General features: G+C 48.3%; 20 protein-coding genes and 2 pseudogenes. 14 read left to right on the forward strand and 8 right to left on the reverse strand.

The features are described 5' to 3' along the window. Positions 1 to 111 precede the first annotated feature (111 nt). Positions 112 to 273, reverse strand: coding sequence for a hypothetical protein (locus NC996_RS11755; RefSeq protein ID WP_190429304.1), 162 nt, complete (start codon positions 271 to 273; stop codon positions 112 to 114). 192 nt (positions 274 to 465) lie between these two features. Here NC996_RS11755 and NC996_RS11760 point away from each other — a divergent pair, with 192 nt between their 5' ends. Together NC996_RS11760 and cysE are read left to right on the forward strand one after the other, a co-directional pair. Then, complete coding sequence (locus tag NC996_RS11760) at positions 466 to 927, forward strand: hypothetical protein (protein WP_190410359.1); 462 nt, start codon at positions 466 to 468, stop codon at positions 925 to 927. Between the two features lie 163 nt (positions 928 to 1090). Beyond that, positions 1091 to 1852: a serine O-acetyltransferase gene (gene cysE, locus NC996_RS11765; RefSeq protein WP_190410358.1), complete on the forward strand. Its 762-nt coding sequence runs from the start codon at positions 1091 to 1093 to the stop codon at positions 1850 to 1852. Between the two features lie 62 nt (positions 1853 to 1914). Here cysE and NC996_RS11770 read toward each other — a convergent pair whose 3' ends face one another. Then, positions 1915 to 2496: an Npun_F5749 family FMN-dependent PPOX-type flavoprotein gene (locus tag NC996_RS11770; RefSeq protein WP_190410357.1), complete on the reverse strand. Its 582-nt coding sequence runs from the start codon at positions 2494 to 2496 to the stop codon at positions 1915 to 1917. 529 nt (positions 2497 to 3025) lie between these two features. Between NC996_RS11770 and nrdJ (NC996_RS11775) the strand changes: the two are divergent. The 4 genes and pseudogenes from nrdJ (NC996_RS11775) to NC996_RS11790 all read left to right on the forward strand — a co-directional run. Then, positions 3026 to 4255, forward strand: a pseudogene (nrdJ, locus tag NC996_RS11775) (ribonucleoside-triphosphate reductase, adenosylcobalamin-dependent); the annotation flags it as partial. A 244-nt stretch (positions 4256 to 4499) separates the two neighbouring features. Beyond that, a pseudogene (gene nrdJ, locus NC996_RS11780) lies at positions 4500 to 5570 on the forward strand (ribonucleoside-triphosphate reductase, adenosylcobalamin-dependent); the annotation flags it as partial. Positions 5571 to 5692: 122 nt separating this feature from the next. After that, positions 5693 to 5914 (forward strand): hypothetical protein, encoded by a 222-nt coding sequence (locus NC996_RS11785; protein ID WP_190410355.1) that lies wholly within the window; start codon positions 5693 to 5695, stop codon positions 5912 to 5914. A gap of 403 nt (positions 5915 to 6317) precedes the next feature. Further along, positions 6318 to 6596, forward strand: a complete 279-nt coding sequence (locus tag NC996_RS11790; RefSeq protein ID WP_190410354.1) for an RNA-binding protein — start codon at positions 6318 to 6320, stop codon at positions 6594 to 6596. A 274-nt stretch (positions 6597 to 6870) separates the two neighbouring features. Here NC996_RS11790 and NC996_RS11795 read toward each other — a convergent pair whose 3' ends face one another. Then, complete coding sequence (locus NC996_RS11795; RefSeq protein ID WP_190429299.1) at positions 6871 to 7953, reverse strand: ATP-dependent 6-phosphofructokinase; 1083 nt, start codon at positions 7951 to 7953, stop codon at positions 6871 to 6873. Positions 7954 to 8186: 233 nt separating this feature from the next. Between NC996_RS11795 and fbp the strand changes: the two genes are divergently transcribed. From fbp to NC996_RS11830, 7 genes are all read left to right on the forward strand, one after another. Then, positions 8187 to 9266, forward strand: coding sequence for a class 1 fructose-bisphosphatase (gene fbp, locus NC996_RS11800; RefSeq protein ID WP_190410352.1), 1080 nt, complete (start codon positions 8187 to 8189; stop codon positions 9264 to 9266). Positions 9267 to 9375: 109 nt separating this feature from the next. Continuing rightward, complete coding sequence (gene tal / locus NC996_RS11805; protein ID WP_190687480.1) at positions 9376 to 10521, forward strand: transaldolase; 1146 nt, start codon at positions 9376 to 9378, stop codon at positions 10519 to 10521. 145 nt (positions 10522 to 10666) lie between these two features. Then, positions 10667 to 12196 (forward strand): glucose-6-phosphate dehydrogenase, encoded by a 1530-nt coding sequence (gene zwf, locus NC996_RS11810; RefSeq protein ID WP_190526116.1) that lies wholly within the window; start codon positions 10667 to 10669, stop codon positions 12194 to 12196. 189 nt (positions 12197 to 12385) lie between these two features. Then, positions 12386 to 13762: a glucose-6-phosphate dehydrogenase assembly protein OpcA gene (opcA, locus tag NC996_RS11815; RefSeq protein WP_190410350.1), complete on the forward strand. Its 1377-nt coding sequence runs from the start codon at positions 12386 to 12388 to the stop codon at positions 13760 to 13762. Positions 13763 to 13838: 76 nt separating this feature from the next. Then, positions 13839 to 15284, forward strand: coding sequence for a cobyrinate a,c-diamide synthase (locus NC996_RS11820; protein ID WP_190687395.1), 1446 nt, complete (start codon positions 13839 to 13841; stop codon positions 15282 to 15284). 223 nt (positions 15285 to 15507) lie between these two features. Beyond that, positions 15508 to 16923 carry a dynamin family protein gene (locus NC996_RS11825; protein ID WP_190687398.1) on the forward strand — a complete coding sequence of 472 codons (1416 nt, stop codon included), beginning with the start codon at positions 15508 to 15510 and terminating at the stop codon, positions 16921 to 16923. Positions 16924 to 17053: 130 nt separating this feature from the next. Next, positions 17054 to 17937 (forward strand): IS630 family transposase gene (locus NC996_RS11830; RefSeq protein ID WP_199303191.1). Its coding sequence is split into 2 segments (ribosomal slippage): positions 17054 to 17380 and positions 17383 to 17937, totalling 882 coding nucleotides; the frame shifts between segments, so codons are not numbered across the junction. A 49-nt stretch (positions 17938 to 17986) separates the two neighbouring features. Here NC996_RS11830 and NC996_RS11835 read toward each other — a convergent pair. The 5 genes from NC996_RS11835 to infC form a co-directional block, all read right to left on the reverse strand. Further along, complete coding sequence (locus NC996_RS11835) at positions 17987 to 18322, reverse strand: XisI protein (RefSeq protein WP_190687401.1); 336 nt, start codon at positions 18320 to 18322, stop codon at positions 17987 to 17989. Beyond that, positions 18310 to 18729, reverse strand: a complete 420-nt coding sequence (locus NC996_RS11840) for a XisH family protein (RefSeq protein WP_190687403.1) — start codon at positions 18727 to 18729, stop codon at positions 18310 to 18312. Before NC996_RS11840 ends, NC996_RS11835 begins: the two co-directional genes overlap by 13 nt. A gap of 187 nt (positions 18730 to 18916) precedes the next feature. Next, entirely contained in the window at positions 18917 to 19396 is a 480-nt protein-coding gene (locus NC996_RS11845) for a Crp/Fnr family transcriptional regulator (RefSeq protein WP_190429295.1), read from the reverse strand. 128 nt (positions 19397 to 19524) lie between these two features. Further along, entirely contained in the window at positions 19525 to 22497 is a 2973-nt protein-coding gene (locus NC996_RS11850) for a HEAT repeat domain-containing protein (RefSeq protein WP_190687405.1), read from the reverse strand. Positions 22498 to 22621: 124 nt separating this feature from the next. Then, positions 22622 to 23155: a translation initiation factor IF-3 gene (infC, locus tag NC996_RS11855; RefSeq protein ID WP_190410345.1), complete on the reverse strand. Its 534-nt coding sequence runs from the start codon at positions 23153 to 23155 to the stop codon at positions 22622 to 22624. A 450-nt stretch (positions 23156 to 23605) separates the two neighbouring features. Between infC and NC996_RS11860 the strand changes: the two genes are divergently transcribed. Further along, on the forward strand, positions 23606 to 24556 hold the full coding sequence (locus NC996_RS11860) for an alpha/beta fold hydrolase (RefSeq protein WP_190429292.1): 951 nt from the start codon (positions 23606 to 23608) through the stop codon (positions 24554 to 24556). Positions 24557 to 24566 lie beyond the last annotated feature (10 nt).

The raw sequence follows: 24566 nt of genomic DNA on the forward strand, positions 1-24566 counted from the left end.
TAAAGAACCCCGCCCCAAACCTTCCCGCTGGGGTGGAGTTCTTTAATTTGCATTTTTTAAAAGGCTGAAGATGCTCTCGATTTTTTGAGCTAACACGCACACAGTTGAGCATTATTCCCCAAAACACCAGGCAAAAAAGATCAAGATCCCTACCATCATCAACCAGTGGGGGATTGATACTAAATTCAAAATGCTCAAAGGAAATAACACTAAAACTTCCGAGAAGAACCAGCTGGTGACAAACAGCAGCATCATCAAGATAACGAGGGGCACACAACCTCCTACAAAATAGGGCAACAAAATACTGCAACAAAAAATTGGTGATTCATGTGGCAGACATACATCTGGCACCTATACTGCCAATAGAGAGAACCGTTTTGATTACAACTATAAGTAGGCTTATCTATATTCCGTACTCATCTACGGAGAGAAAATAAATACCGTAGTTGAGAAGAGGTACTTGCCATGCAATTTAGGCGTTTTGGAATTCTAGCTTTACTGACCGTTTTCAGCGCTACAGCCGTTTTAGCAAAAGAAGCAAATTTTGACCGTTTGATTGTTGATGGAAGTGGCAAGGCATCTGTCACTGGTTATACCAGCGGAGCATTCTCCCTGTCAGCGATCGCGAATCGCGATCGCCAGAACAACCCCTGTATTGGTTATGGGGGCGACGAAACTCCCGACCATATCATGGTGGTGAAGAAAGGTTTCCCCAATCTGACAGTAAAAGTAAATACTGGAGGCAAGGACAGCACTCTAGTCATCAAGGGGCCTGATGGTACCATTCGCTGTGGCGATGACACGGGTTCCAACAAAGATGCGAGTATCACAGACTCAGACTGGAAATCAGGCAACTATAGTATTTGGGTAGGTTCCATCAAAGAGCGGCAAAGATGGGATTATACGCTTTCTGTGCAACCAGAATAGAACCCCAGATTTTTTAGATGATTTAGAGTCTAAGTCTTGACCTGTCATCATTCTCACACCGCCATCCAAAATTTAAAACTTCGGTGCGGTTCCCCTACCTTAGAAACTCACTCGGAACGATATGATAGTGAGTGGTCTGTAGTGCCAAAATGGATATCCACTCGTGCTATCTACGCTTCTAGCTGACTTTCGCATCATCTTCGAGCGCGATCCAGCAGCCCGTAACTGGCTGGAGGTTTTATTTTGCTATCCCGGTTTGCAAGCGCTGCTATTTCATCGCCTTGCACACTGGCTAAGACTACTGGGAATCCCCTTCATCCCCCGGTTGATTTCCCACTTAGCTCGCTTTTTTACCGGCATTGAAATCCACCCTGGTGCCGTAATCGGGCGGGGCGTTTTTATTGACCACGGCATGGGTGTGGTAATTGGTGAAACCGCCATTGTGGGAGATTATGCTCTGATCTATCAGGGCGTTACGCTAGGCGGTACTGGGAAAGAAAGTGGCAAGCGTCACCCTACCTTGGGGGAAAATGTCGTAGTCGGTGCTGGTGCCAAAGTTCTCGGCAATCTTCAAATCGGCAATAATGTCCGCATTGGTGCTGGCTCGGTTGTATTGCGCGATGTTCCTTCGGATTGTACGGTAGTAGGCGTTCCGGGTCGGATTCTTTATCGTTCCGGCGTCCGCGTGAATCCCTTAGAACATGGAAGCCTTCCTGATTCTGAGGCTGCGGTAATTCGGGCTTTGGTTGACCGTCTGGAAGCACTAGAACAACAGGTACAAGAGTTACAACAACCGGCTCATGCCTCAATGCCTGTTCCCTTAGGAGCCGGACATCATGTATCGGATATCCCAGCCGCAGCAGCGCCCAGTTGTCGTGTGCAAGATGGATTGATCCGGCAATTCTTAGATGGTTCTGGGATTTGAGTAATTAAAAATTAGAAATTAAAAATGGAATTTCTCAATTTTTAATTTTGCGTTTTTAATTCTTACGGATTTACGGCTTGAATAGACCAAGCTTGAGAACTTTCGAGGCGATAAAGACTTCGGTTTTGGGGATCGCCTCGCAACTCCAAATGATCGACCTGTACGGGTTCTAGTAGTAGGAGACAAAAACTCTCTAGCGGCTTTTGGGGGTCGGGTGGCGGCGGAGAAAAAGTGCTGACATCGGCTCTCCTTTCTCTGGGATGGGGCCAACCAAATTGCAGGCGAGCGGCGTCGGAAAGGTCTTGCCAAGACACCTGACGCGCTTGCTGGAGCAGTGAATCAGGATGATTGGCTCCTACCAGCGTCAGCGTCCCAGCGAGGCGAAATTGTTCGCGAGTGGTGGTAAAGTACCAGCAAGCTTCTGCCCAAGGGTGATGCTCGATTTGATCGGCTTTCTGGCTGCGAGAATCGGTGACAAATTTTAATTGGTTGGTATTGTCTAAAAATCCCCGAAAGACGAGCGTGCGGTTAGCAGGACGCCCATCAGCCTGGATGGTGGCTAGCTGTAAGTAGCGAGAATGGGGTTCGCTACGGTTACGGTGTAGGGCACCCGAAAGAAGCGATCGCCAGGGAGCAAGCATCATCGTCAAGAGTTCATCCCCATTACTAATTGCCCATTTTCCAAAATATCAGTTTAGTATCTTGAGTTGTTTGATTGTCGTTTCCTGGCAGTCCCTTAACGGATTTGGGAAAATTAACGCGATCTCAATCTGGTAACTTTGCGACTTGCTGCCCTCCGAATTTGATGAGCCAAATGACTGCGACAGGGAGTATTTGTAACTGGGAAGATCCTGTCTGTTGCGCTCGTGAAATAAGTTTGCTGTTGAACGTTTGCACCGCCTCTCAAAAAGGCAATTGAAAGCAAGACAGTAATCTCAAACGATGGGAAAGGGCGGCTGACAATCGCCCTTAATTTTTGCCTTTTGACGCTCTTGTAACTATTACGACTGTGACCAATTGAGCCGCTCAATGGGATATTTTACTGTACCAATTTTATCTAGAAAGCCACACGGATAGCGCAATTTCCTCGATTTTTCAAGCTTTGACCCCATATCTGCGATCGCGTATAGTAAGTGATCTGTGAATTTTCCCAAAACCAATCAGACTTGACCTATGGTTCGAGAGCTTGAGCGAGTAATCCAGACGAGCCGGTTTCCTGAAACGGCACCGGCTGCGAATCCTGTATTTTTTAGGACGTACAGCCGTCGCACCCAATCGGGGCGCGAGACTTGGGATGAAGTGTGCGATCGCACGATTAGGGCGTTGACGAAGCTTGGCAAGCTCACCCCTAAAGAAGCTGACACGATCGATCGCATGCAGCGCCAGATGAAAGCTCTTGCCTCTGGACGTTGGCTCTGGGTGGGCGGCAGCGAGTGGATTGAAAGACCCGAAAACTTCTCAGGAGCCTACAACTGCACCAGCACCAATGTAGTAGACTGGCGTGCCTTCGGTCTGATGATGGATTTGGCAATGATGGGGTGTGGCACTGGAGCCGTTCTCGAACCAAAATACATTAATCAACTGCCACAAATTCGCAATCGCCTTGTGGTGACGGTACAAGGTGAGATTGGCTCTACTCCTGCGTTGCAGCGCCGCGAACTGACAGAAGTGAAAGTAGAGGGCGAAAAAGTCAAAATTTACGTCGGAGACAGTCGCCAAGGCTGGGTTAAGTCTTATCAAACTTTGCTGGAATTATCGAGCGATGAGCGCTTCACAGCAGAAGTACAGGTATCCATCGACCTCAGCGATGTCCGAGCAGCTGGAGAACCCCTCAAAGGCTTTGGTGGCGTTGCCAATCCGGTGAAGTTGTCAGGTCTTTACGAACGTTGCGCGTCAATTTTAAATAAAGCTCTAGGAAGGCGTCTGAATTCGGTTGAGTGCTGTTTATTAATAGATGAAGCCGCCGTTGTCGTGGTTGCTGGCAACGTCAGGCGCTCAGCTGGAATGAGGCAAGGTTCTAGCGATGATGAAAAATTTGCCGACGCGAAAGGCAATCTTTGGCAGCAAGATGAAAACGGCAACTGGCGCATCGATCCAGAACGGGATGCGCTTCGCATGGCAAATCACACTAGAGTTTTTCACCACAAACCCACTCTAGAAGAATGCCTTGCCTCTGTTCGTCAGCAGCATTATTCCGGGGAAGGCGCAATTCAATGGGCAGGAGAAGCAGTAGCAAGAGCCAACTGCGATCTATTAGAAACCCCTGAGCTGAAAACTGATTTTCTGCAAGCTTATAGTCAAGGTAGCGCTGAACAGTGGTTAGGAGAACACTACCCCCACCTATCTCCTGATGAGATAGAGCATCGATTAGCTCGTGTTGGTTTGAATCCTTGCGGTAGCTTAGATTTTGCCGCCTAACCTGGGAACAGGTTAGATAGTCAGAGGGTGAATTGCTGGAAGCCTAAACACCCAAAAAGGTGCAAGGTAATCAGCAGCCAAGCTCCAGATGTAAGGCAGGTAGCCCCAGAGCTGGAGAAGGTTCAGAGACTAGACCTGCGGGAAACCAATAATGGTCAGATAGCGCCCTCCACCTAGACCAGGTGAAGATATAGTCCGAGACCACTAGAAATAGTGGATAACAAAACCGGAAATCATCGGCTCAAACTTCCACTGCAACCTTTCGGAGGTTCATCTCAATCAAATTGACCCACATAACTATAAAGAACAAGAGGAAGCTTTTACAGCGGGAGCATTATCAGTCGCCTCGCTGCTCAATCACGAATTTGTCGAAGAACGCTATCGAAAGTCACGGGAACTCGATCCAATTGTGGGAGTTTCTTTCACAGGATTATTTGATTTCTTTGTGAATGCCTTTGGTGTAGATTGGTTGCGCTGGTGGGAAGCAGGGAGACCGGAAACAGAGGCAGGACTAAGCTTTAAGAAACAGGAGCAGGAATATCTGACGCGCTGGCGGGAAACGGTGCATCAAGTGGTATGGGATTATTGCGATCGCCACGGCATCAAACGCCCCAACCGCTGCACCACGGTTCAGCCTTCCGGGACAAAATCCTTGCTGACAGGCGCTTCACCGGGCTGGCATCCGCCAAAAGCTCAACGTTTTCTGCGCCGGATCACCTTCAGAAAGAATGACCCAGTTGCTCTGGCGTGTATTGACTACGGGTACAACGTGATTCCGTCTCAGTCTGATAAAGATGAAAACGGCAATCTCCTGAACGATCCCTTCGATCCCAGATGCTCGGAATGGCTGGTAGAAATCCCCGTTGCTGTCGCTTGGGCGGATTTACCGGGAGCCGATCAAATCGAGATTGGCAAGTTTAACGCGATCGCGCAAATGGATTTTTATATGCAAGTTCAAAAATTCTTTGTGCGTCACAACACCTCCGCGACCATCGAGTTGCGCGAGAGCGAGATCGAAGCGTTAGGCACTCGGATTTACGAAGCAATCCGAGACGATCAGGGTTACATCTCAGCAGCGCTTCTAGCTCGCTTCGACGATCATCAGACGTTTCCGCGCTTGCCGTTTGAGCCAATCGCCAAAGAGCAGTATGAGCAGATAGTCCAGGAAGTCGAAAAGCGACGCCAGACCGAAAATTTTCATGCTGCCTTAAGTCGCTACGATTCAGGCTATTTGATGGAAGTCGGTCCCGCTGGGTGCGACTCGGATAAGTGCTTATTCTCCGACCAAAAGTCTGGCTAGAGGTGTAAACCTTGTTTTTGGGAAGATGCGATCGCATCTTCCCATACCACTACCCGCAATCGGACACGCTACGATCGACGGATAGACATCAGTTACTATCAGGTAGCAACAGGAGACTCTCAATGTTTCTCGATGAACTAACCCCGCTCTTTAAAGAATTCACTCAGCACCCAGGCGCTTTCTTAGGCGGATTGGTTTCTGGTTTACTCCGCATCAACCTGAATGATGACCCCGTGAAAACCTGGCTTGACGGACAGGCAGGTGTAGCTCCTTCCCCTACCGCTTCTTCCAACGGCAGTGGTAACGGCAAAGGTAGTGGTCCACAGTCAATTTCTATTGACTAACTTGGCATCGAAAGCTGAAGGAGGCTAAAGATAAAGACGGCTGGAAAGCTGGCAGCGGATCGGTCGATTTTTCTGGGAAATTTAGCCTCCCTAATCTTTGAAATTCTCCCTTGGGCAATGCCTTCTGAGCCACTGCTAAAAGTCAGGGAATTTTAATAATTAGAGAACCCCTCAGCGTGTATCCTAGATACTCTCCCACAATGAAATTAGTAGGCTATGATAGGACGAAACCTAAAAGTTCAGTCCTATTAATGGTCGGATTTGGGACTCGTGCAGCCACATTTGTGGGCTGGGTTGATGAAAATTCACCATTGGTAAATAAGTCTTGACCTGGCATTATGGGTCACATCTAGCCATCTAGGGGTTCTGAACTTTAGTTCCTCGTTCAGCTTTATCGATCCACATGACCATTTACGTTGGAAACCTGTCTTACCAAGCGACCGAAGAAGATTTGACAGCAGTCTTTGCAGAGTACGGCGCGGTGAAGCGAGTTGTCTTACCGACAGACCGCGAAACGGGACGTATGCGCGGATTTGCTTTTGTTGAAATGACAGATGATGCCCAAGAAGACGCAGCCATCACCGAATTAGATGGGGCTGAATGGATGGGCCGTCAGCTTAGAGTGAATAAAGCACGACCCAAGGAGGACGATCGCGGCGGCGCGAGGCGAAGCAGATTTTAAGGAAAGATAGGGCGAAATCAGCACGGTTGTTTGAAAAACACTCCTGAAAAAGGACAACCGTGCTGGTTTTGTCACACATTGCCACCGCTTCTCAACACTGAGCAGAATCGATGCTGATGGCTTACACAAGAGACGAGTCGTGGCGGTGGAGAATCCGGCGGCTCGTTAAGTTCCTAAGTTAAGTCTCTAAGCTGGTAGAGCGAAACAGAAAGCTTCGCGATCGCAGATTGCTCTGTTAAATATTTCTACACCGCGATCGCAGAACTTTAGTCTTTTAATCTCCAAGGCAAATCCCCAAACCTCTGGCAGTTTTGACCAAAGTATCGTCGGGATCGACGGCTCTGTATTGTCCAATCGCTTCAGCAATTGGCACGCTGACAATCTCGCGGTTTTGCCAGGTAACAACGCGATCGTACTTTTCCTCAGCGATAAGATCGACCGCCGCCACCCCAAAGGCAGTTGCCAGTAACCGATCCAGGGGCGAAGGCAGTCCCCCTCGCTGAACGTGACCTAAAACAGTCACGCGGGTTTCTGCACCACTAGCAATCGAAATTTCCTCTGCCAAATACTGTCCGATTCCGCCTAATCGACATTCCCCGAATCGATCCATACTCTTAACTGGATTGCCTTCAGCCGTGCAAACCGCCTCTGAGACAATGACGATCGAGAAATTCTTTCCCATCGCTTGACGATTCCGAATTTTGCGACAGACATTTTCAATGGTGTAAGGAATTTCCGGGATCAAGATCACATTAGCTCCACCGGCGATCCCCGCATTCAGGGCAATATGACCGGCATCGCGCCCCATCACTTCCAGGATCATGACTCGATTGTGGCTAGCCGCAGTAAAGTGCAATCGGTCGAGGGCTTCGGTGGCGATGTTGACGGCGGTATCAAATCCGATAGAACGCTCAGTGCTACCAACATCGTTATCAATGGTTTTGGGAATCCCGACTAAGTTGATCCCGCCTTGTTGCGCGAGTTTTCGGAGAATCGCTAAACTGCCGTCCCCGCCAACTCCAATTAAAGCTGACAAGCCTAGTTGATGGTAGCCCGCAATAATGTCTTCTGAGCGATCGCGCAAACTTCCATCCGCCATTGGAAACGCAAAGGGATTTCCTTTGTTCGTCGTTCCCAGCACTGTACCGCCCATCGTGAGCAAGTGGTCTACCTTATCAAACTCCAGCTTGATTGCTTCTGGCGGACTGCTCATTAAGCCCAGCGTAGACCGGCAAATCCCCCACACTTCCCAGCCGTACTTACCATTTGCACAGCGGACAACTGCCCGAATCACAGCATTTAGCCCCGCACAGTCACCCCCACTGGTCAGGATTCCGATCCGTTTGTATTCTCCCATCTTGTTTTTTTGGATTGCGAGCGGTAATTATCTAATTTCAGCCTTGTTGCCTTTTAGACAATAAAGCGCGTCTAAAGATTTTATTTCTTTAGTTGATATAAAGTTAAACACCATCCTGAGAAATGGCTCCCTAAGATAGAAGGTAGAGCGACCAGGTCTTGATATGTTGGGGCAGTAGCTCAATGAGAGCTGCCCTGTTAACAAAGCATTTATTGAAAGGGAGGACGAAAACTATGTCCAACGTGGAACAGCCTTTCGTCGTTCAGGAACAAGCCCTAGATCGCGACTGCACAACGCTATCTCGTCACGTTTTGCAGCAACTCCACAGCTTTTCGGCAGATGCCCAGGACTTGAGCGCGATTATGAATCGCATTGCCCTCGCGGCAAAGTTGATTGCGCGACGACTCAGCAGGGCAGGATTACTCGAAGGCGTGCTGGGATTTACGGGTGATGTGAATGTGCAAGGGGAATCCGTCAAAAAGATGGATGTCTATGCCAATGACGTATTTATCTCGGTATTTAAGCAAAGCGGTTTAGTCTGCCGTTTGGCATCCGAGGAAATGGAGAAGCCTTACTATATTCCCGAAAATTGCCCCATCGGGCGCTATACCCTGCTCTATGACCCGATTGATGGCTCCTCGAATGTAGATATCAATATCAACGTGGGTTCCATCTTCGCAATTCGCCAACAAGAAGGAACGGATGAAAATCAAACCGGCGGTGATTTATTGCAAAACGGGCGCAAACAAATCGCCGCAGGTTATGTGCTATACGGGCCTAGCACGATGCTGGTTTATTCGATTGGTACTGGGGTTCATGCTTTCACCCTCGATCCCAGCTTAGGCGAGTTTATCCTTTCAAGTGAAAACATTCAGATTCCCAATCACGGCTCTATTTATAGTGTCAATGAGGGAAATTTCTGGCAGTGGGAAGAACCCTTGCGAGACTATATCCGCTATGTTCATCGACAGGAAGGCTATACGGCTCGATACGGCGGGGCGCTGGTGGGCGATATTCACCGGATTCTCTTCCAAGGAGGTGTTTTCCTTTACCCCGGTACTGTGAAAAAACCAGAAGGAAAATTGCGGTTGCTGTATGAATCGGCTCCCTTAGCCTTTTTAATAGAGCAAGCCGGGGGTCGAGCAAGTACGGGTACGCAAGAGATTTTGGACGTAGTGCCAAACGCCCTTCATGCGCGATCGCCATTGCTGATCGGTAGCAAAGAAGATGTCACCTTGGTGGAATCTTTTATTCAGAAACGGGCATGGGATGAGGATAAAAACGCGATCGCGCGATCGCGCGTGCCTCAATAAGGTTTTGCTTTCTTGAAAAATTCCCGTATTGACCTTTCAAGCTGCTCAACGGGAACATTCTCGATCTAGCGTTACAAAGACAATTGTTAGGAGCCAAAAAATGACAGATATGCCAAACAATCATCTATTAGAGATCAAACAATACGGTCAGAGTATCTGGATGGATAACTTGACCCGTGATTTGATTCAAAGCGGCGAACTCAAAGATATGGTTGAGAATAAAGGGATCTGCGGGATCACCTCTAATCCAGCCATCTTTGAAAAAGCGATCGCTGGAAATGCCATCTACGACGCCGACATTGAAGCCGGGATCAAAGCTGGATTGCCCGTTGAGAAAATTTACGAATCCTTGGTGTTTGAAGATATCCGCAATGCCTGCGACATCCTCCGCCCTGTCTATGACTCCTCTGAAGGTCTGGATGGGTACGTCAGCATTGAAGTACCGCCAAACATCGCCCACGACACCCAAGGCACGATTGAGGAAGCTCGGCGTTATTACCAAGAAATCGGTAAAGATAACGTCATGATCAAGATTCCCGGCACCACGGCAGGTTTGCCAGCCGTCGAGCAAGTCATCTCAGAGGGGATCAACGTCAACGTGACGCTGCTATTCTCCGTTGAGAGCTATGTTGAGACCGCTTGGGCTTACATTCGCGGCTTAGAAAAGCGGGCAGCGGAAGGCAAAGACATCAGCAAAATCTCCTCGGTAGCGAGTTTCTTCCTCAGCCGCATCGATATTAATATTGATGCTCGTATTGATGCCAAGCTGAAAGCAGGCGTTGATAGAATCGAGAAAAAGGCAGAACTGATGGCAATTAAGGGCAAAATCGCGATCGCTAACGCCAAAATTGCCTACCAGAAGTACAAAGAGATCGTTAAGAGCGATCGCTGGAAAGCCCTATCAGCAAAAGGTGCAAATGTCCAGCGGTTGTTGTGGGCAAGTACCAGCACCAAAGACCCCAGCTACAGCGATGTCATGTATGTGGATGAGCTGGTTGGCCCAGACACAGTAAACACCTTGCCACCGAATACCATCGAAGCCTGCGCCGACCACTGCGACGTTGCTTCTCGCATTGAAACTGGGGTGGAAGAAGCCTATCAGCTGATTGAAAGTCTCAAAGACCCCGACATCGACATCAATCTAGACGAAGTGATGGACGAATTGCTAGTCGAAGGAATTGAGAAATTTGTGAAGCCCTTTGAATCTCTAACCGCATCCTTGGAAGAGAAAATCAAACATCTGCAACCTGTGTAAGAAAGTTTTGAGTTTTGAGTGCTGAGTTTTAAGTTAAGAAAGGGGTCTGATAATTCAAAGTTATCAATTCAGCTAGGAATTTAAAACTCAAAGCTCAAAACTCAAAATTCAAAATTCAAGATTCAAAATTCAAAACTATCCTTCTATGGTCACACTGCTAGAAAATCCTTTACGTGTTGGGTTGCGGCAGGAACGGATACCAGAGCCGCAGATATTGGTAATCTTCGGGGCATCCGGAGACTTGACGCAACGGAAGCTCGTGCCAGCTCTCTATCAGATGAAGCTGCAACGACGCCTGCCAGCGGAAATGACCATTGTCGGCGTGGCGCGTCGGGAGTGGAGCCACGACTACTTCCGGGAGCAGATGCGCGAGGGGATCGAAGAATTTAGCGATGGGATTGGCTCAGAAGAACTCTGGCACGACTTCGCCCAAGGTCTATACTACTGCCCTGGTGATATTGACAAGCCCGAAAGTTACCAGAAACTGAAAGCCTTCTTAGCAGAATTGGATGGTCAGCGCGGAACGCGAGGAAACCGCGTATTTTACCTCTCCGTTTCTCCAAATTTCTTCCCAGAAGCGCTTCGCCAATTGGGTACGGCGGGCATGCTCGATGACCCACTGAAAACCCGTCTGGTGATTGAAAAACCTTTTGGACGGGATCTCAACTCCGCCCAAGCCCTAAACCGCGTAGTGCAGCAGGTTTGCCAAGAAAAACAGGTTTACCGCATCGACCACTATCTGGGTAAAGAAACGGTTCAGAATCTCCTGGTTTTCCGTTTCGCTAACGCAATTTTTGAGCCGATTTGGAACCGACAGTTTGTCGATCACGTTCAAATTACGGTGGCAGAAACCGTAGGCGTCGAAGACCGTGCCGGGTACTACGAAAGCTCCGGAGCCTTGCGGGATATGATGCAGAACCACCTGATGCAGACTTTCTGTCTCACGGCAATGGAACCGCCCAATTCCCTGGATGCCGATAGTATCCGCACCGAAAAAATGAAGGTTCTGCAAGCAACTCACCTGGCAGACGTGCATAACCTGGAGTTATCAGCGGTTAGGGGTCAATACTCTGCTGGATGGATGAAGGGTAAGCCGGTGCCTGGATATCGAGAAGAACCGGGGGTCAACCCCAACTCCACGACGCCAACTTATGTAGCGATGAAGCTGCTAATTGATAACTGGCGCTGGCAAGGAGTTCCTTTCTATATGCGAACCGGCAAGCGTCTACCCAAGAAGGTCAGCGAGATTTCCATCCACTTCCGCGAAGTTCCTTTCTTAATCTTTCAATCTGCCGCCCAGCAAGCAAGTCCGAATGTGCTGACGATGCGGATTCAGCCGAATGAAGGAATTTCTCTGCGTTTTGAAGCCAAAATGCCGGGAACAGAACTGCGGACGCGCTCGGTAGATATGGACTTTAGCTATGGTTCCTCGTTTGGGATGGCAACGTCCGATGCTTATGACCGGCTGTTAATCGACTGTATGTTAGGCGACCAAACTTTGTTCACGAGAGCTGATGAAGTGGAAGAAGCGTGGCGTGTTGTAACACCGGCATTAAACGCTTGGGAAGCAAGCACTGACCCAGCATCGGTTCCCCAGTATGAAGCGGGAACCTGGGAGCCAGAGGAAGCAGAATTCTTGATTAATCAAGATGGACGCCGCTGGCGCAGATTGTAGTTGGGTTATGGGTAATCGGTAATGGGTAATCAGAGTTGTAAGTATTGAGTTTGAAGTTAGAAGAAACTCTTCCATTCAAAACTCAGACGCAATCAATCGCGCCTCTACAACTTAAAACTTTTTACCAATTACCTTTTTACCAATTACCAATTACCTTTTTACCAATTACCTTTTCCTCAATCACTGAATATGGCAACACAATCTCTTCCGATTGTTTCAATACAACCGCCTAAAGATGTCTCAATGACAGAAATTGAGGCGGAACTGCATCAAATTTGGCAAAGCTACAATAGCGACAATGATAATGGCGAGTCTCCGATGGCTACGCGGGCAACCACATTTACTTTTGTGGTTTACGAACCGGAGGAAACTCAGCAGCTGTTGGCAGCTTTAGGATTTTACAAAGGCCCGATCGATGGAATTGATGGCCCGCTGACAGAGGCGGCGATCAAGACGGCTCAGAAAGCTTATGGACTGCCAGTAACGGGCAAGACGGATGCCGGAATCCTCGACCGACTGCGAGTAGAGCAAGCAAAGAAGCGCTCCGATGGGAATACAAAAGAGGCAGATGCCAGTAATGGTCAGCAGTCTTCCTCAGATAGCTTTAGAATTGCGGATGCGATCGCTGCCGCTAACCCCTGTCGCATCATTGCCCTGTGTCCCGTCTCTGGGGAAGATGAAGGCGTGACTGCCCAAGTCTCAGCCTATTGCCCGATTCAAAAGCAAAGTCATAATACGCTAATCTGCTGCGAATACATTACTCTGCAAGGCACTGCCGAAGCTTTGGAACGCATCGGTGGGATTGTGAGTGGGCTGCTAATCGGCGGTCTACCTAAGTTTCTCTGGTGGAAGGGTACGCCCGATCCCAATGATGCTCTGTTTAAGCGGCTGGCAGCAGTCTGCAATTCTGTGATCGTTGACTCCTGTGTTTTCAACGAACCACAGGATGATTTACTGCGGGTACAAACCCTTCTGGAACAAGGCATTCCGGTTGCCGACCTCAATTGGCGTCGGCTGGCTCCGTGGCAAGAATTAACCGCTGAAGCTTTCGATCCACCAGAGCGCCGCGAGGCTCTTAAGGAAGTGGATAAGGTGACGATTAATTATGAAAAGGGCAATCCTGACCAAGCATTGATGTTTATTGGTTGGCTGGCGAGCCGGTTGCAGTGGCACCCCGTTTCATATACCAAAGAAGGCGGTGATTATGACATCAAGCGGATTGAATTTGTTGCTCCCGATCAGCGGACAATAGAAGCGGAGTTGGCAGGGATTCCTACTGCTGACTGGGGCGATATACCGGGTGACTTGATTGCGCTACGTCTGAGTTCGACGAACCTGGATGCAGACTGTTGTACGGTTTTGTGTTCCGAAACGACGGGTTGTATGCGGATGGAGGCAGGTGGTGGTGCCCAAGCTTGCCGGATTCAACAGGTAACGCCGATGTCTGACCAAAAAGCTGAGTTCTTGTTAAGTCAGCAGTTGCGGCGTTGGAGCCGGGATATGCTTTACGTAGAAAGTATGGCGATCACGGCGGCAATTCTCAAATTAGCGAGCGCGAATGGTTAATCGCGAATTGTTCATTGTTCATAGCAACTGTTCATCGCAACATAGATGAACGATGAACAACAAGCAATGAGTAAATATGGCATTAGCGATCGCCGGAGAACGCAGCGGGGTGGGCAAAACGACAGTTACGCTCGCCCTGCTGTCGTCTTTATGTCGTCGGAGTTACCAGGTTCAATCTTTTAAAGTAGGGCCAGATTACATCGACCCGATGTTTCACACGTACGTGACTGGTCGTGCTTGCCGGAATTTAGACCCGGTACTGACCTCTGAAACTTACGTGCAGCAGTCTTTTCTTGCTCATCGTTACGGAAGCGACTATGCCCTCGTGGAAGGGGTCATGGGGCTATTTGACGGAGTCAAGAGAATTCAGAATGAAAAGTTAAATCTTGAGCAAGAAACGGAAAATTTTGCACTCAGCACTGACTTTGGAAGTACGGCTCATATTGCGCGGCTTTTGGATTTACCCGTGCTGTTGGTGTTAGATTGCAGCCGGTTATCTGGTTCGGTGGCAGCGATCGCTCATGGCTATCGTTCTTTTGACTCTAGAATCAAGATTGCTGGAGTGGTGTTAAATCGGGTGGGAAGCGATCGTCACCTGCAACTGCTCAAAGATGCTCTAGAACCCTTGCATTTGCCCGTTCTAGGCATTTTGCGGCGACAAGATAATATCACTATTCCCGACCGACATCTGGGCTTGGTGCCCACCGCAGAGCTGTCTCAGATGGACGCTTTAATCGATCGGCTTGCGGATTTGGGAGACAGTTGCTTTGAGTGGGAACACCTCTTGCCACTTCTCAAGGTAGAACAAAGGCAACAAATAGAATTAATTCATCCTTCATCCCAGCCTTCAGGGGATATCCTCGATCCCTTAAGAATTGCTGTTGCCCGCGATCGCGCTTTTAGCTTCTATTACCAGGACAATCTAGATACACTTGCATCCCTGGGAGCAGAATTGGTATTTTGGAGTCCGCTGACGGACAAAAGCTTACCAGAAGGCATCCAAGGATTATATTTTGGGGGTGGTTTCCCGGAAGTTTTTGCCCAAAACTTGGCTGAAAATACCGCGACTCGTAATGCAGTGCGGAAGGCTATTTTGGCGGGAATGCCCACTTATGCCGAGTGTGGCGGTTTAATGTATTTGTCCGAAAAAATTGTAGATTTTGAGGGAAATTCTTTCCCGATGGTAGGAGTTTTATCCACCACAGCCGCCATGAGTTCGCGCCTGAGTTTAGGGTATCGGCAAGCGATCGCGCTGCAAGAAAGTCCCCTCCTCCCGGCTGGGGGAACCGTTTGGGGGCATGAGTTTCACCGTTCTCACCTAACTGAGGAACCGGAAGCGCCACTTTTTCAAATTCGGGGGTACGATCCCAAGAGTCCTGTTACCAGTGAGGGATGGGCAGTGCATCACGTTCATGCTTCTTACGTCCATCTTCATTTTGGCGGCTGTCCGGAGATTCCGGCTCGATTTCTCAAGCATTGTCTTCGTTTTTCCCTAGCGGGGAAGGAGTCAAGCGAGACGTAAAAAAGATGGGTGGACGGATGCGAACCGACAGGTTGGCGCTAGACTAAAGCCTCGCTTCACTGTTTTCATGCCCAAAGGGCTGTACGCGATCGCGACTTGTGTCTGCAATGCTTGAGCGTGTAGTAGCCTGCGATCGCAACTGTCACTCTTGTTTGTTTCTTCTGCGTTCAGCTGATGTAAGCTTTAGCTAACTTACGCTAGCCCCTTTCGGCGGACGATTGCTATGTCTTCTGAACAGTTTCAAGCAGCACACGACAGCATTTACATCACAGGTAGGCTACTCTTACAGTCCCTTCAAGAAATTCGAGCAACACGCGAAGGGGAGGAAGACGATACCAAGGCGTTACAACGCATCGAAAATGACATTACTAAAGCGCTATATGCTTTAAAAGAGCAGAAGTATCAAGTTGCGGTTATTGCTCCTCTGAATGCAGGCAAAAACACTTTCCTAAATGCCTTAATAGGTGCAGATATTTTGCCGAGTGAAGCTGAAGCGATTACTGTCTGTCGTACCGATATCCGACATATTGATTCTGGACAAGTGCATAGATTTCTGGAGTATCGAGAAGGACATTGGCAACCTGTTGCGATCGCTTCTGGTGATGCGGTCGAAATTGCCCAAAAATTCCTAGAGCATACTCAATCTATTCGGAATCAACATAATCCCGCTCGGACTATCCGCTTTGAAATAGAACATCCGATTGAAGCAATTAGCACGCTTTCATCTCTAGCTGGCTTTACTCTAAGCGATCTGTCTGTTGAAAATGAGCAAGCATCTATAAAATTCACCCCGACAACAGAGCAAGAACAGATAATCTTAGAAACCTTAGAAAATACCGATGTAATCTTATTTATTTTAAATGAGAATAATTTTAAAAATTATTCTGTATCCGTTTTTTTAAAAAATATAATAGAGAAATATCGCCAAATTTTAGCAATCAATCAAGGTAAGGTTTTCTTTATTATTAATGAGGTTGAGCCGAAAAACACACATATAGACGTTTCTGAAGTTATTGAAATCTGCAAACAAACGTTAATCGGCTTAGGTTTTTCAAGTCCGATTATCTATTCGGCAAATTCTAGAAAAGGACTTTTAGCAAAACTGATTCAAAACGGCACAGCAACTAGCAGTCATACAAAAGAGTTCGTCCAAGTATTTTTAGGGAACTATATAGAAGAAACTGAGGAAGGTGAATTTAGAGTTCCCCAGCCTATAGAAATTGCGCCAAAAGTTCTAAGAGATAGCGGAATTCCTGTTATTCAAGAAATAGTGCTTCAAACAATTATTGAAAATTTAGGTTGGAATCTTCTGAATGGAGTTTTGGCAGAACTCAATAAAGCTGCTAAAGCAATAGAAGATTCCCTGAATACCCGTCTTGTAAGCGGGCAATTAGAAACTGAAAATATGCAAGAAAAGGCAGCTTCCCAAAATACAGAGACGCTAACTAATGAGCCAATTCAAGCATTAGGGAATGACCTGGAGAATTTGGCAACTGAACCCCAAAAAAAGGAAGTTATTCCCCCTCGAGTTGTGACAAGTTTAAAGGAACGGAAAGCTCAACTGAATGAATATATGGATGAATTAACTTTAATTCGGAAATCGTTGGATAGTTGGAAGCCAGTACAGATAATTAACTAAGCTATTAAAGAATTTGGCTGATGGATGCGATCGCGTCTTTTCGCTTCTCTTAGTGCATGAGCGCGTCTATAGCATTACACAGATGCGTTAGGACGTTATTCTAGGGAGAGAAGAGGACTCAGGAGTCACCATGCCGGCTCCCTACAGCTATGACCTGCGCCAAAAAGCAATCGAAGCGGTTAAACGAGGAGAACGCAAAACAAACGTAGCGAAGATGTTTAACATCAGTCGTAATACCCTAGACCTATGGCTCAAGCGGGAAGCACAAACGGGGGATTGTCAAGCCATCACCCACTTTCAAAAAGGCTGTCGCCATAAAATTACTGATTGGGAACGCTTTCGAGCGTTTGCTCAACAGTATGGAGGCAAGACCCAGGCGCAGATGGCGAAGCTGTGGGGCGATAAAGTGACGCAGCAAAACATCAGCCATGCCCTAAAAAAGATTGGTTTGACCCGTAAAAAAAAACATATGGGTATCGAGAACGGGATGAGTCCAAGCGTCAAGCCTTTCAAGCCCGATTGAAGCGTATCCCCTATCCTCAAGTCGTATACGTGGATGAAGCAGGCATCGATAACCGAGATGACTATCCCTATGGCTACTGCCAGAGGGGAAAACGCTTCTATGCCCTCAAGTGTGGCAAACGCACTGGGCGAGTCAGTTGGATTGCCGCACTCAAACTCGGAAAGTTATTTGCACCGATGACCTTTGTCGGCTCCTGTAATCGGGACTTGTTTGAGCAGTGGTTAGGAGAGTGTCTGGTCCCGCAATTGCACCCAGGGGATGTGATTGTCATTGATAATGCTAGTTTCCACCATTCTCAGACGATTGAGGAAATTGTCACAGAAGCCGGGTGTGAAATTTGGTATCTGCCTCCCTATTCTCCAGACTTGAACAAGCTCGAGCATTGGTGGAGTGTGCTGAAAAATTGGATGCGGCAACGCTGGGATGAGTTTGATAGCGTTCGCGATTGTGTTGATGCTGCTTTCAAACAATGTCCTCACGTATTTGCGTAACGCTATACCACAACCGCCAACCTAAAACGCGCTCGTGCAGGAAGATCCCTTAACCCGCCGCATATTCTGTAAACTGTCGCATAAACGGCGATTGAAATCCCAGCACAATATCCTCCTTTAAAACCCCTGCTGCAACTAAATCCGCCGCAATATCATCCTCTGTAGCGTTCCACTGAAGCCAAATCTTTCCACCCTTGATGTCAATGTGGATGACACAACTATGAACCCAATCTTGCCGATCCCACCCCACATATACAATTTGGTAATGATCGCGCTCAATATCGAAAATCGTCTCAACTTCAATATCCCCGTAAGCTGGCTTCCGCTTGCCATAGGTCAAAAGCATTTGTTGCACAAGTTGCCGATACCGCGCTAGCTTCTCCATTCGACAATCACCTCACGCTCTGCATCGTAAATAATCATTTTGACCTGATTTTCCTCCACCATCGCCTTCGGAAAATCAAGTTGAAAAAATGTTTTGTCAGTCGTCAGAGGCACTGCTAAATATAAAATACGTTCTGGCTCTCGCCGCCTCAGTGCACCTCTGTAATTGATGAATTGCCCTAATGCAGTATGGAATTCTGATATTGCAGATGACCTCTCCAGAAAGCTTTTGACCTCAACTGCAATCTTCTCACCTTCCCGTTCTGCTGCAATCAGTTTTTCTGCTGCCAAATCAATAGACATATTTACACCACCCACACCAATTGAGAGCGGATCGTGAGTAATCTGCCAACCGTCCTTCTGTAAAGCTCTCTTGACAACTTCATGAAAGACATCTTTAGCAGACATACGTATCAAGACTAATATTTCCTGCTTCCATGCTACCTACAGGGTGGGCGAAAGATGATCGCTCTTGATAAAGACGCTTAGTTAATGTGCGAACTGACAAGTCAGCGCTTCGCTATCGCGTCTACCACAACCACCAACCTAAAACGCGATCGCGTCTCTTCCTGGCTTTTTCTCCTTGCTTCGCAGTTCATCCTCCCAAATTCCCCGCCTTACTTAAATCTGCTTCCTGACTTTCCGCCTTATAAACGTTGATTTTGTTGTTCAGTTCGCGGATGCGGCGGGACAGCAAACGAATGATGTTCACCGCAATTCCTGGCGTCTCATCAATCGCATCATACAGTTGCAACTGCGTCAGCATCAGACACTCGCAAGATTCCAAAGTCGTAATCGAAGCCGAACGCGGCTCAGCATCAAACAACGACATCTCCCCAAAGGTGGCTCCCTGCTCTAAGTGCGCCAAATCTCGACCGCCAAAATGAACCCGTACCCTGCCGGAAACGACAATGTAGAGCGATCGCCCCTCTTGTCCTTCGGTAAAAATCGTATGATGCGCTGGAAAGGATAGCTCATCCATCACAGAAGCCAGCCGCACCAGAAAATCATCCCGCAGTTCCTGGAAAATCGGGACGCCTCTGACAAATAATAGGCGCTCAACGCTGGTTAACATCGGAATCTAGACTCTAGACTTTGGACTTTTAGACTTTAGACTTTTAGACCTTGGACTTTAGACTTTAGACTTGAGAACAGCCCATCGTCATTAGGGTAATCATCCAGAGTCCAGAGTCTCTAGTCCCTCTATTGTCCCAGTTCTGCCATCATCTGCTGAACTTGGGCGGCGACAAGGCGATCGCGGTCATTTTTCAGGACGGGCAACATTTCCTGCAAAGCGCGGGGTGCAGCGGCTCTCAAATAAGCCAAAACCGCTTCCCGCACAAAGCCGGTGGGATGGCGCAGACACACCAGCGTCTGTTCTGGCGTCAAACTCCATTTCGCCTGACGTGCTGCATGAAAACAACATGCTAAAGGCCAGTCTGACAGAAAATGACGTAAATCCAGCAACCGACGCAGGCGATCGCTCTGAATCATCGGTTGATAAGGAAACATCTCTGCCAAGTTTTGCAGTTTTTCTTTCTCCGGTCGCCGGTCGAGAAGTCCCACGAGCGATCGCTTCTTAGCAATATCTAGAGTATTATCCAAAATTTCCAACCCCAGCGCGATATTCGACGGCGAATCAGATTGGAGATTAAATGCTGCTGCTTGAATCGAGCTAGCCGGATAAAGAAACTTCATGAGCAAAAAACACCGCTCAATCACATCCGACTGCTCTTCCAGAAGTGCCCGTTGTAGCAATGAGAGCGCTGACTGGTTCGCTTCTCGTGTTGAGGCGAAAAACGACTCGATTGGCTCATCCGCTGACAAATCTACTAAAGCAGCATACAAGTGTCCGACAAACAGCATTTCCTGCTCAATCAACATTTCAACGCCGCTGCGACCTAAGCGGTCGAGAACCCCATCTATTCCGGTTTCATGGGGCATTTTGAGCAGAATTCGCAGGATGTTGCGTCGCGTAGTCCCCCAGCCGGTTTTTAGATGAGCCACCAACTGATTGAGGGCTTCCGGCGTGCCAATTTGACCCATCGCGCTCCAAGCCTGTAGCCTTACCAAATCTGGTTTGTGGATATCTTGTGCTAGCTCGACCAGCATCGGAATCGCTTCATCTCCTAAACGCACAATCGCACCGAGAGCGGCTTCGCGGGTAGATTTGTAGTAAAGCCCTCGCACCAGAGCCGGATAGTATTCGTGTAAGTGGGTTGAAGAAATTACCTCTAGCAAGGCGCAGCGCACGCGCAAAGACTCATCTTGTAACAAACTAGGAATATAAAGTCGCAGTGCCTGCAAATAATCTGCCTCTCCCAGCGCTCGACAACCCATGACTCGTTCCCGTTCCCGTTGATGAGTCAGCATCCGGCGCAAGGTATTGGTCGCTTCGGCTTTCTCCGTCGGAGTACCCCGGCGCAATATTAAAGCGGCGGCGGTTCCCCGCACCACCGGGTCTACGTTTGGGCGGAGGTAGGGCTGCAACTGGCTAATATCAGGAGTTTCCTGAGTTAGCCAGATATAGCGCAGAGCAACAGCAAGAACTTCTGGATTGAGTTTTTGAGCAATCAGCCCCTGAACTTGGTCTAAATAAGTAGGATTCGGCGTCAGCAGCATTGCTTCTAGGCTCTGGCGCTGCAAGGCTGGAGTGAGGTGCGTCAGCAGCGGAGCAAGGATTTCGCCCACATCCTCCAAGTCGATTTGGCACAGGAGTTCGATGCAAGAGCGTTTATCTGCTTCCGTACCTGGTTTTTCCAGTGTTTCGACGACAGCACGCTTGAGGACTCGCAGATCGACATCTGAGACGCTTAGGCGTTCTCCTTGAGCGCTCTGAACCAGCAAGCCGACATAGCTCGATCGGAGCAGGAAAACAATTAACAGCCAGAGGAGGGCAAAAATAATAATAACGGCGACAAACACCCAACTTTGGAGCGCTCGCAGCGAGTTCTCCGACAGGTTGTGAAAAGCAAAGGCTAACAAGCTGATGATGCCTAAAATCCCCGCTCCAGTAAATCCTGTGGAGAGGGATTCGGCAATGCCTCGCACCTGAGCCATGATTGAGCTGCGAATGTTATCGGGGAGCGGTTGGAATAGAACCGGCCCAAGGGCAGCCATAAGGGTATAGCGCAGCAGTTCGTCTATAAATTTGAGGAAGATCAGACCTAGAAAAAAGCCTGTAATCCCAGTGAGAGCAACCAAGCTAAGAATAATAATTGCCACAGGCAACAACATAGCGGCAACAAATACTCCCAGCCGTTCGATGGCGCGACTGGAGATAAACCACTGGGTTGCTAGTTCGCATAAACCCACGATGCCGCTAAACAAACCGAGGAAGCTGGCAATTTCTTTGCTATCAAAGTTCAGCTCTAATTGACTCAGATACTGAAAATCGATTAACAAAAACAGAATCTGCCCGACGATGAAGAAGCCAAATAAGGGGATGACGTAGCGCTGTAAGGGGCCTCTCAGACGCCTGGATGTGAAGTCGCTTTCTTGATTTAAGTTGGCTCTGACGGGAGAATCCGGAAAGGCTTGCTTGTACTGCTGGGTGAGATAAAAAAGGCTACAAGCTCCCAACCCCATCATCACGACAGCAACTAGGGAAACGTTATTCAGTCCAACGGTGGCGAGGATTAGGGGGAGGGAAAAACCACTGACAACATCTGCAACGAGGATGCCACTACTAATGAGGGGGTAGGTGCGCTTAATTTCCCGGATATTGAAGAGTTGATTAGCAGTAATGGAAGTGTTGAGGTCATTGAGGACGTTAATCGCTTCCACCCACAGCCGCATCAGAAAGACTGTGACGCCAGCCAAATAGACAATATCTAATCCCAGGCGGAATAGGACAAGGGGGATGACTGCAAGGGAGGCTACTAGGACAACTACCCAGCGCAAAGGCAAAATCTTTTGCATCCAAGAGTAGACAAAGCCCAGGCTCGAACCGATACCCGCTGAGAGGATATAGAACAGGGGCAATTGCTCTGCGCCATACTCTTTCAGAAAAAGGGCTACAGTACTAGCTTCTGCCCAGATGATGCCGATGGAAGTTGTGGTATAGAAAGCGAACATGAATAGTGTTCGCTCTCCTTCTTCTGGACGAAGATTGACCCACTGGAGTAATCCCCGACCCCAATCGGACCAAGACCAAGCGCGATTGTTCAGTTTCATTGGTATTTTGTCCGTTGTCAGTAGTCAGTGGTCAGTGTTTCTTTTTTGCCACTGACCACTGTTCGGGCGACGCCTGGTCTTCCCCACACCACTGACCACTGACTACTGACCGCCGACTACTGAGCTATTTTTTCGGAGACAGCAGCATCATCATGTTGCGACCTTCTTTTTTGGGAGCTTGCTGCACTTCCGCTAGTTCCTGTAAATCCGTCGCCATCCGCTTGAGCAAGTCCTCGGCTAAATCGCTGTGTTGAATTTCGCGACCTCGGAACGTAATCGTGGCTTTGACCTTATCTCCCGCTTTCAGAAAGCGCTCGGCTTGATTAACTCGCACCTGATAGTCATGCTCTTCAATCTTGTAGCGCATCTTCACTTCCTTGACATCAGCCGTATGCTGATTTTTCCGAGCTTCCCGCGCTTTTTTCTCTTGTTCAAATTTATATTTGCCATAGTTCATAATCCGGCAAACGGGGGGTTCTGCCTTATCGCTGAGCAGGACAAGATCCAGCTCTTTTTCTTCAGCGATGCGGATAGCCTCGTTTGGCGTCATAATTCCCAGCTGCGTGCCATCGGTGTCAATGACGCGAATTTGGGGAAAACGAATACGTTCGTTAATTTGGGGTAGATCGCGAGTGCGTCTTTTCTCAATCACAGGCATTAGGGTTATGTTTGCTCGGTTAGTTGATGAGGTTAATTTTGATAGCAGTGGGTTGTTGAATGTTTGAGCGATCGCACTAGAGCTACAGGCTGCTTCCTGGCGTTCTCAATTTCATTCCCAAAGAAACCAAGTTTTTCTTTCCTTGTATCTGCCATTCTACTGAGTATGGGAGAGTTTCTGTCTATAGTTGTTCACGTAACTTCCAAAAAGCGATCGCTCCCATCTCCCCCTCAACGACTGCTGATTGGCAATTTATGCAGACGATGCAAGTCTGGTGTTCGGGGTAGAGACTTTTTCTGTGCAGCCATACAGCATGGGTTTTGTCTAGGTTTGTTAACTTAAGTTCTCAGAAACCCTGATGAGACACGCTCTAGCAGCAAACCACTAAAATGGAAATTAACAGACAAAGATAAAGTTTATAAAACTTATTAATTTGAGGCAAAAGCGATCGTGACCCAGCATTGGCAGCATCGAATTGGCAGTCAAAGAGACTGGGTTTGGCGGGGTTGGCAGACTCGCTATACATACATCCGGGCGTCTCAACCGACACAAAAGACGACCCCCTTATTGCTGCTGCATGGATTTGGGACTTCCATTGGACACTGGCGACACAATCTAGCGGTACTCGGTCAGTCTCACACGGTTTATGCGCTGGATATGCTGGGATTTGGGGCATCCCGGAAGGCGCAGGCAGATTACAAAGTCGATCTATGGGTAGAGCAAGTTTATGATTTCTGGCGGACTTTCATTCAGCAGCCAGTAGTCTTAGTCGGAAATTCGATAGGATCGCTGGTGTGTCTGGCAGTGGCAGCCGCGCATCCAGAGATGGTGAAGGGCTTTGTGATGATGAGTTTGCCCGATCCCTCCGTGGAGGAAGAGGCAATTCCCGCCTGGTTGCGCCCCGTTGTGGCAGGGGTCAAAGGTGTTGTGGCTTCACCCGTGATTCTCCAGAATGTTTTTTATCTAGTCAGGCGTCCGTCCTTCGTCCGCAAGTGGGCTGCGATCGCTTACGCTAACCCAAATGCTGTCACCGACGAACTGGTAGATATTCTGGCAGGTCCCGCTCAAGATCGGGGTTCGGCAGCAGCATTCGGTGCCATCCTTAAAGCGATGACCAGTGCTAAATTTAGCCCCAGTGTCAAAACCTTACTGCCAACCTTGAACACGCCCATGCTCTTGATTTGGGGTCGGCAAGATAAAATGATTCCTTTTAGCGTACTGGCTCGATTTAGGGATATCAACCCTAAGCTTCAGTTGGTTGAGCTGGATGCAGGTCACTGTCCCCATGACGAATGTCCAGATGAAGTTAACCAGATTATCCTCAACTGGCTTGAAACGATGCCTGAAGACCAGGTAGATAGCTCTGCTACACCCCAAAAACAGTTAGCAGTGAGTGATTAGCTTTTCGCCA

Source organism: Trichocoleus sp. ST-U2 (assembly GCF_039961875.1).
Lineage (GTDB): Bacteria > Cyanobacteriota > Cyanobacteriia > Cyanobacteriales > FACHB-T130 > FACHB-T130.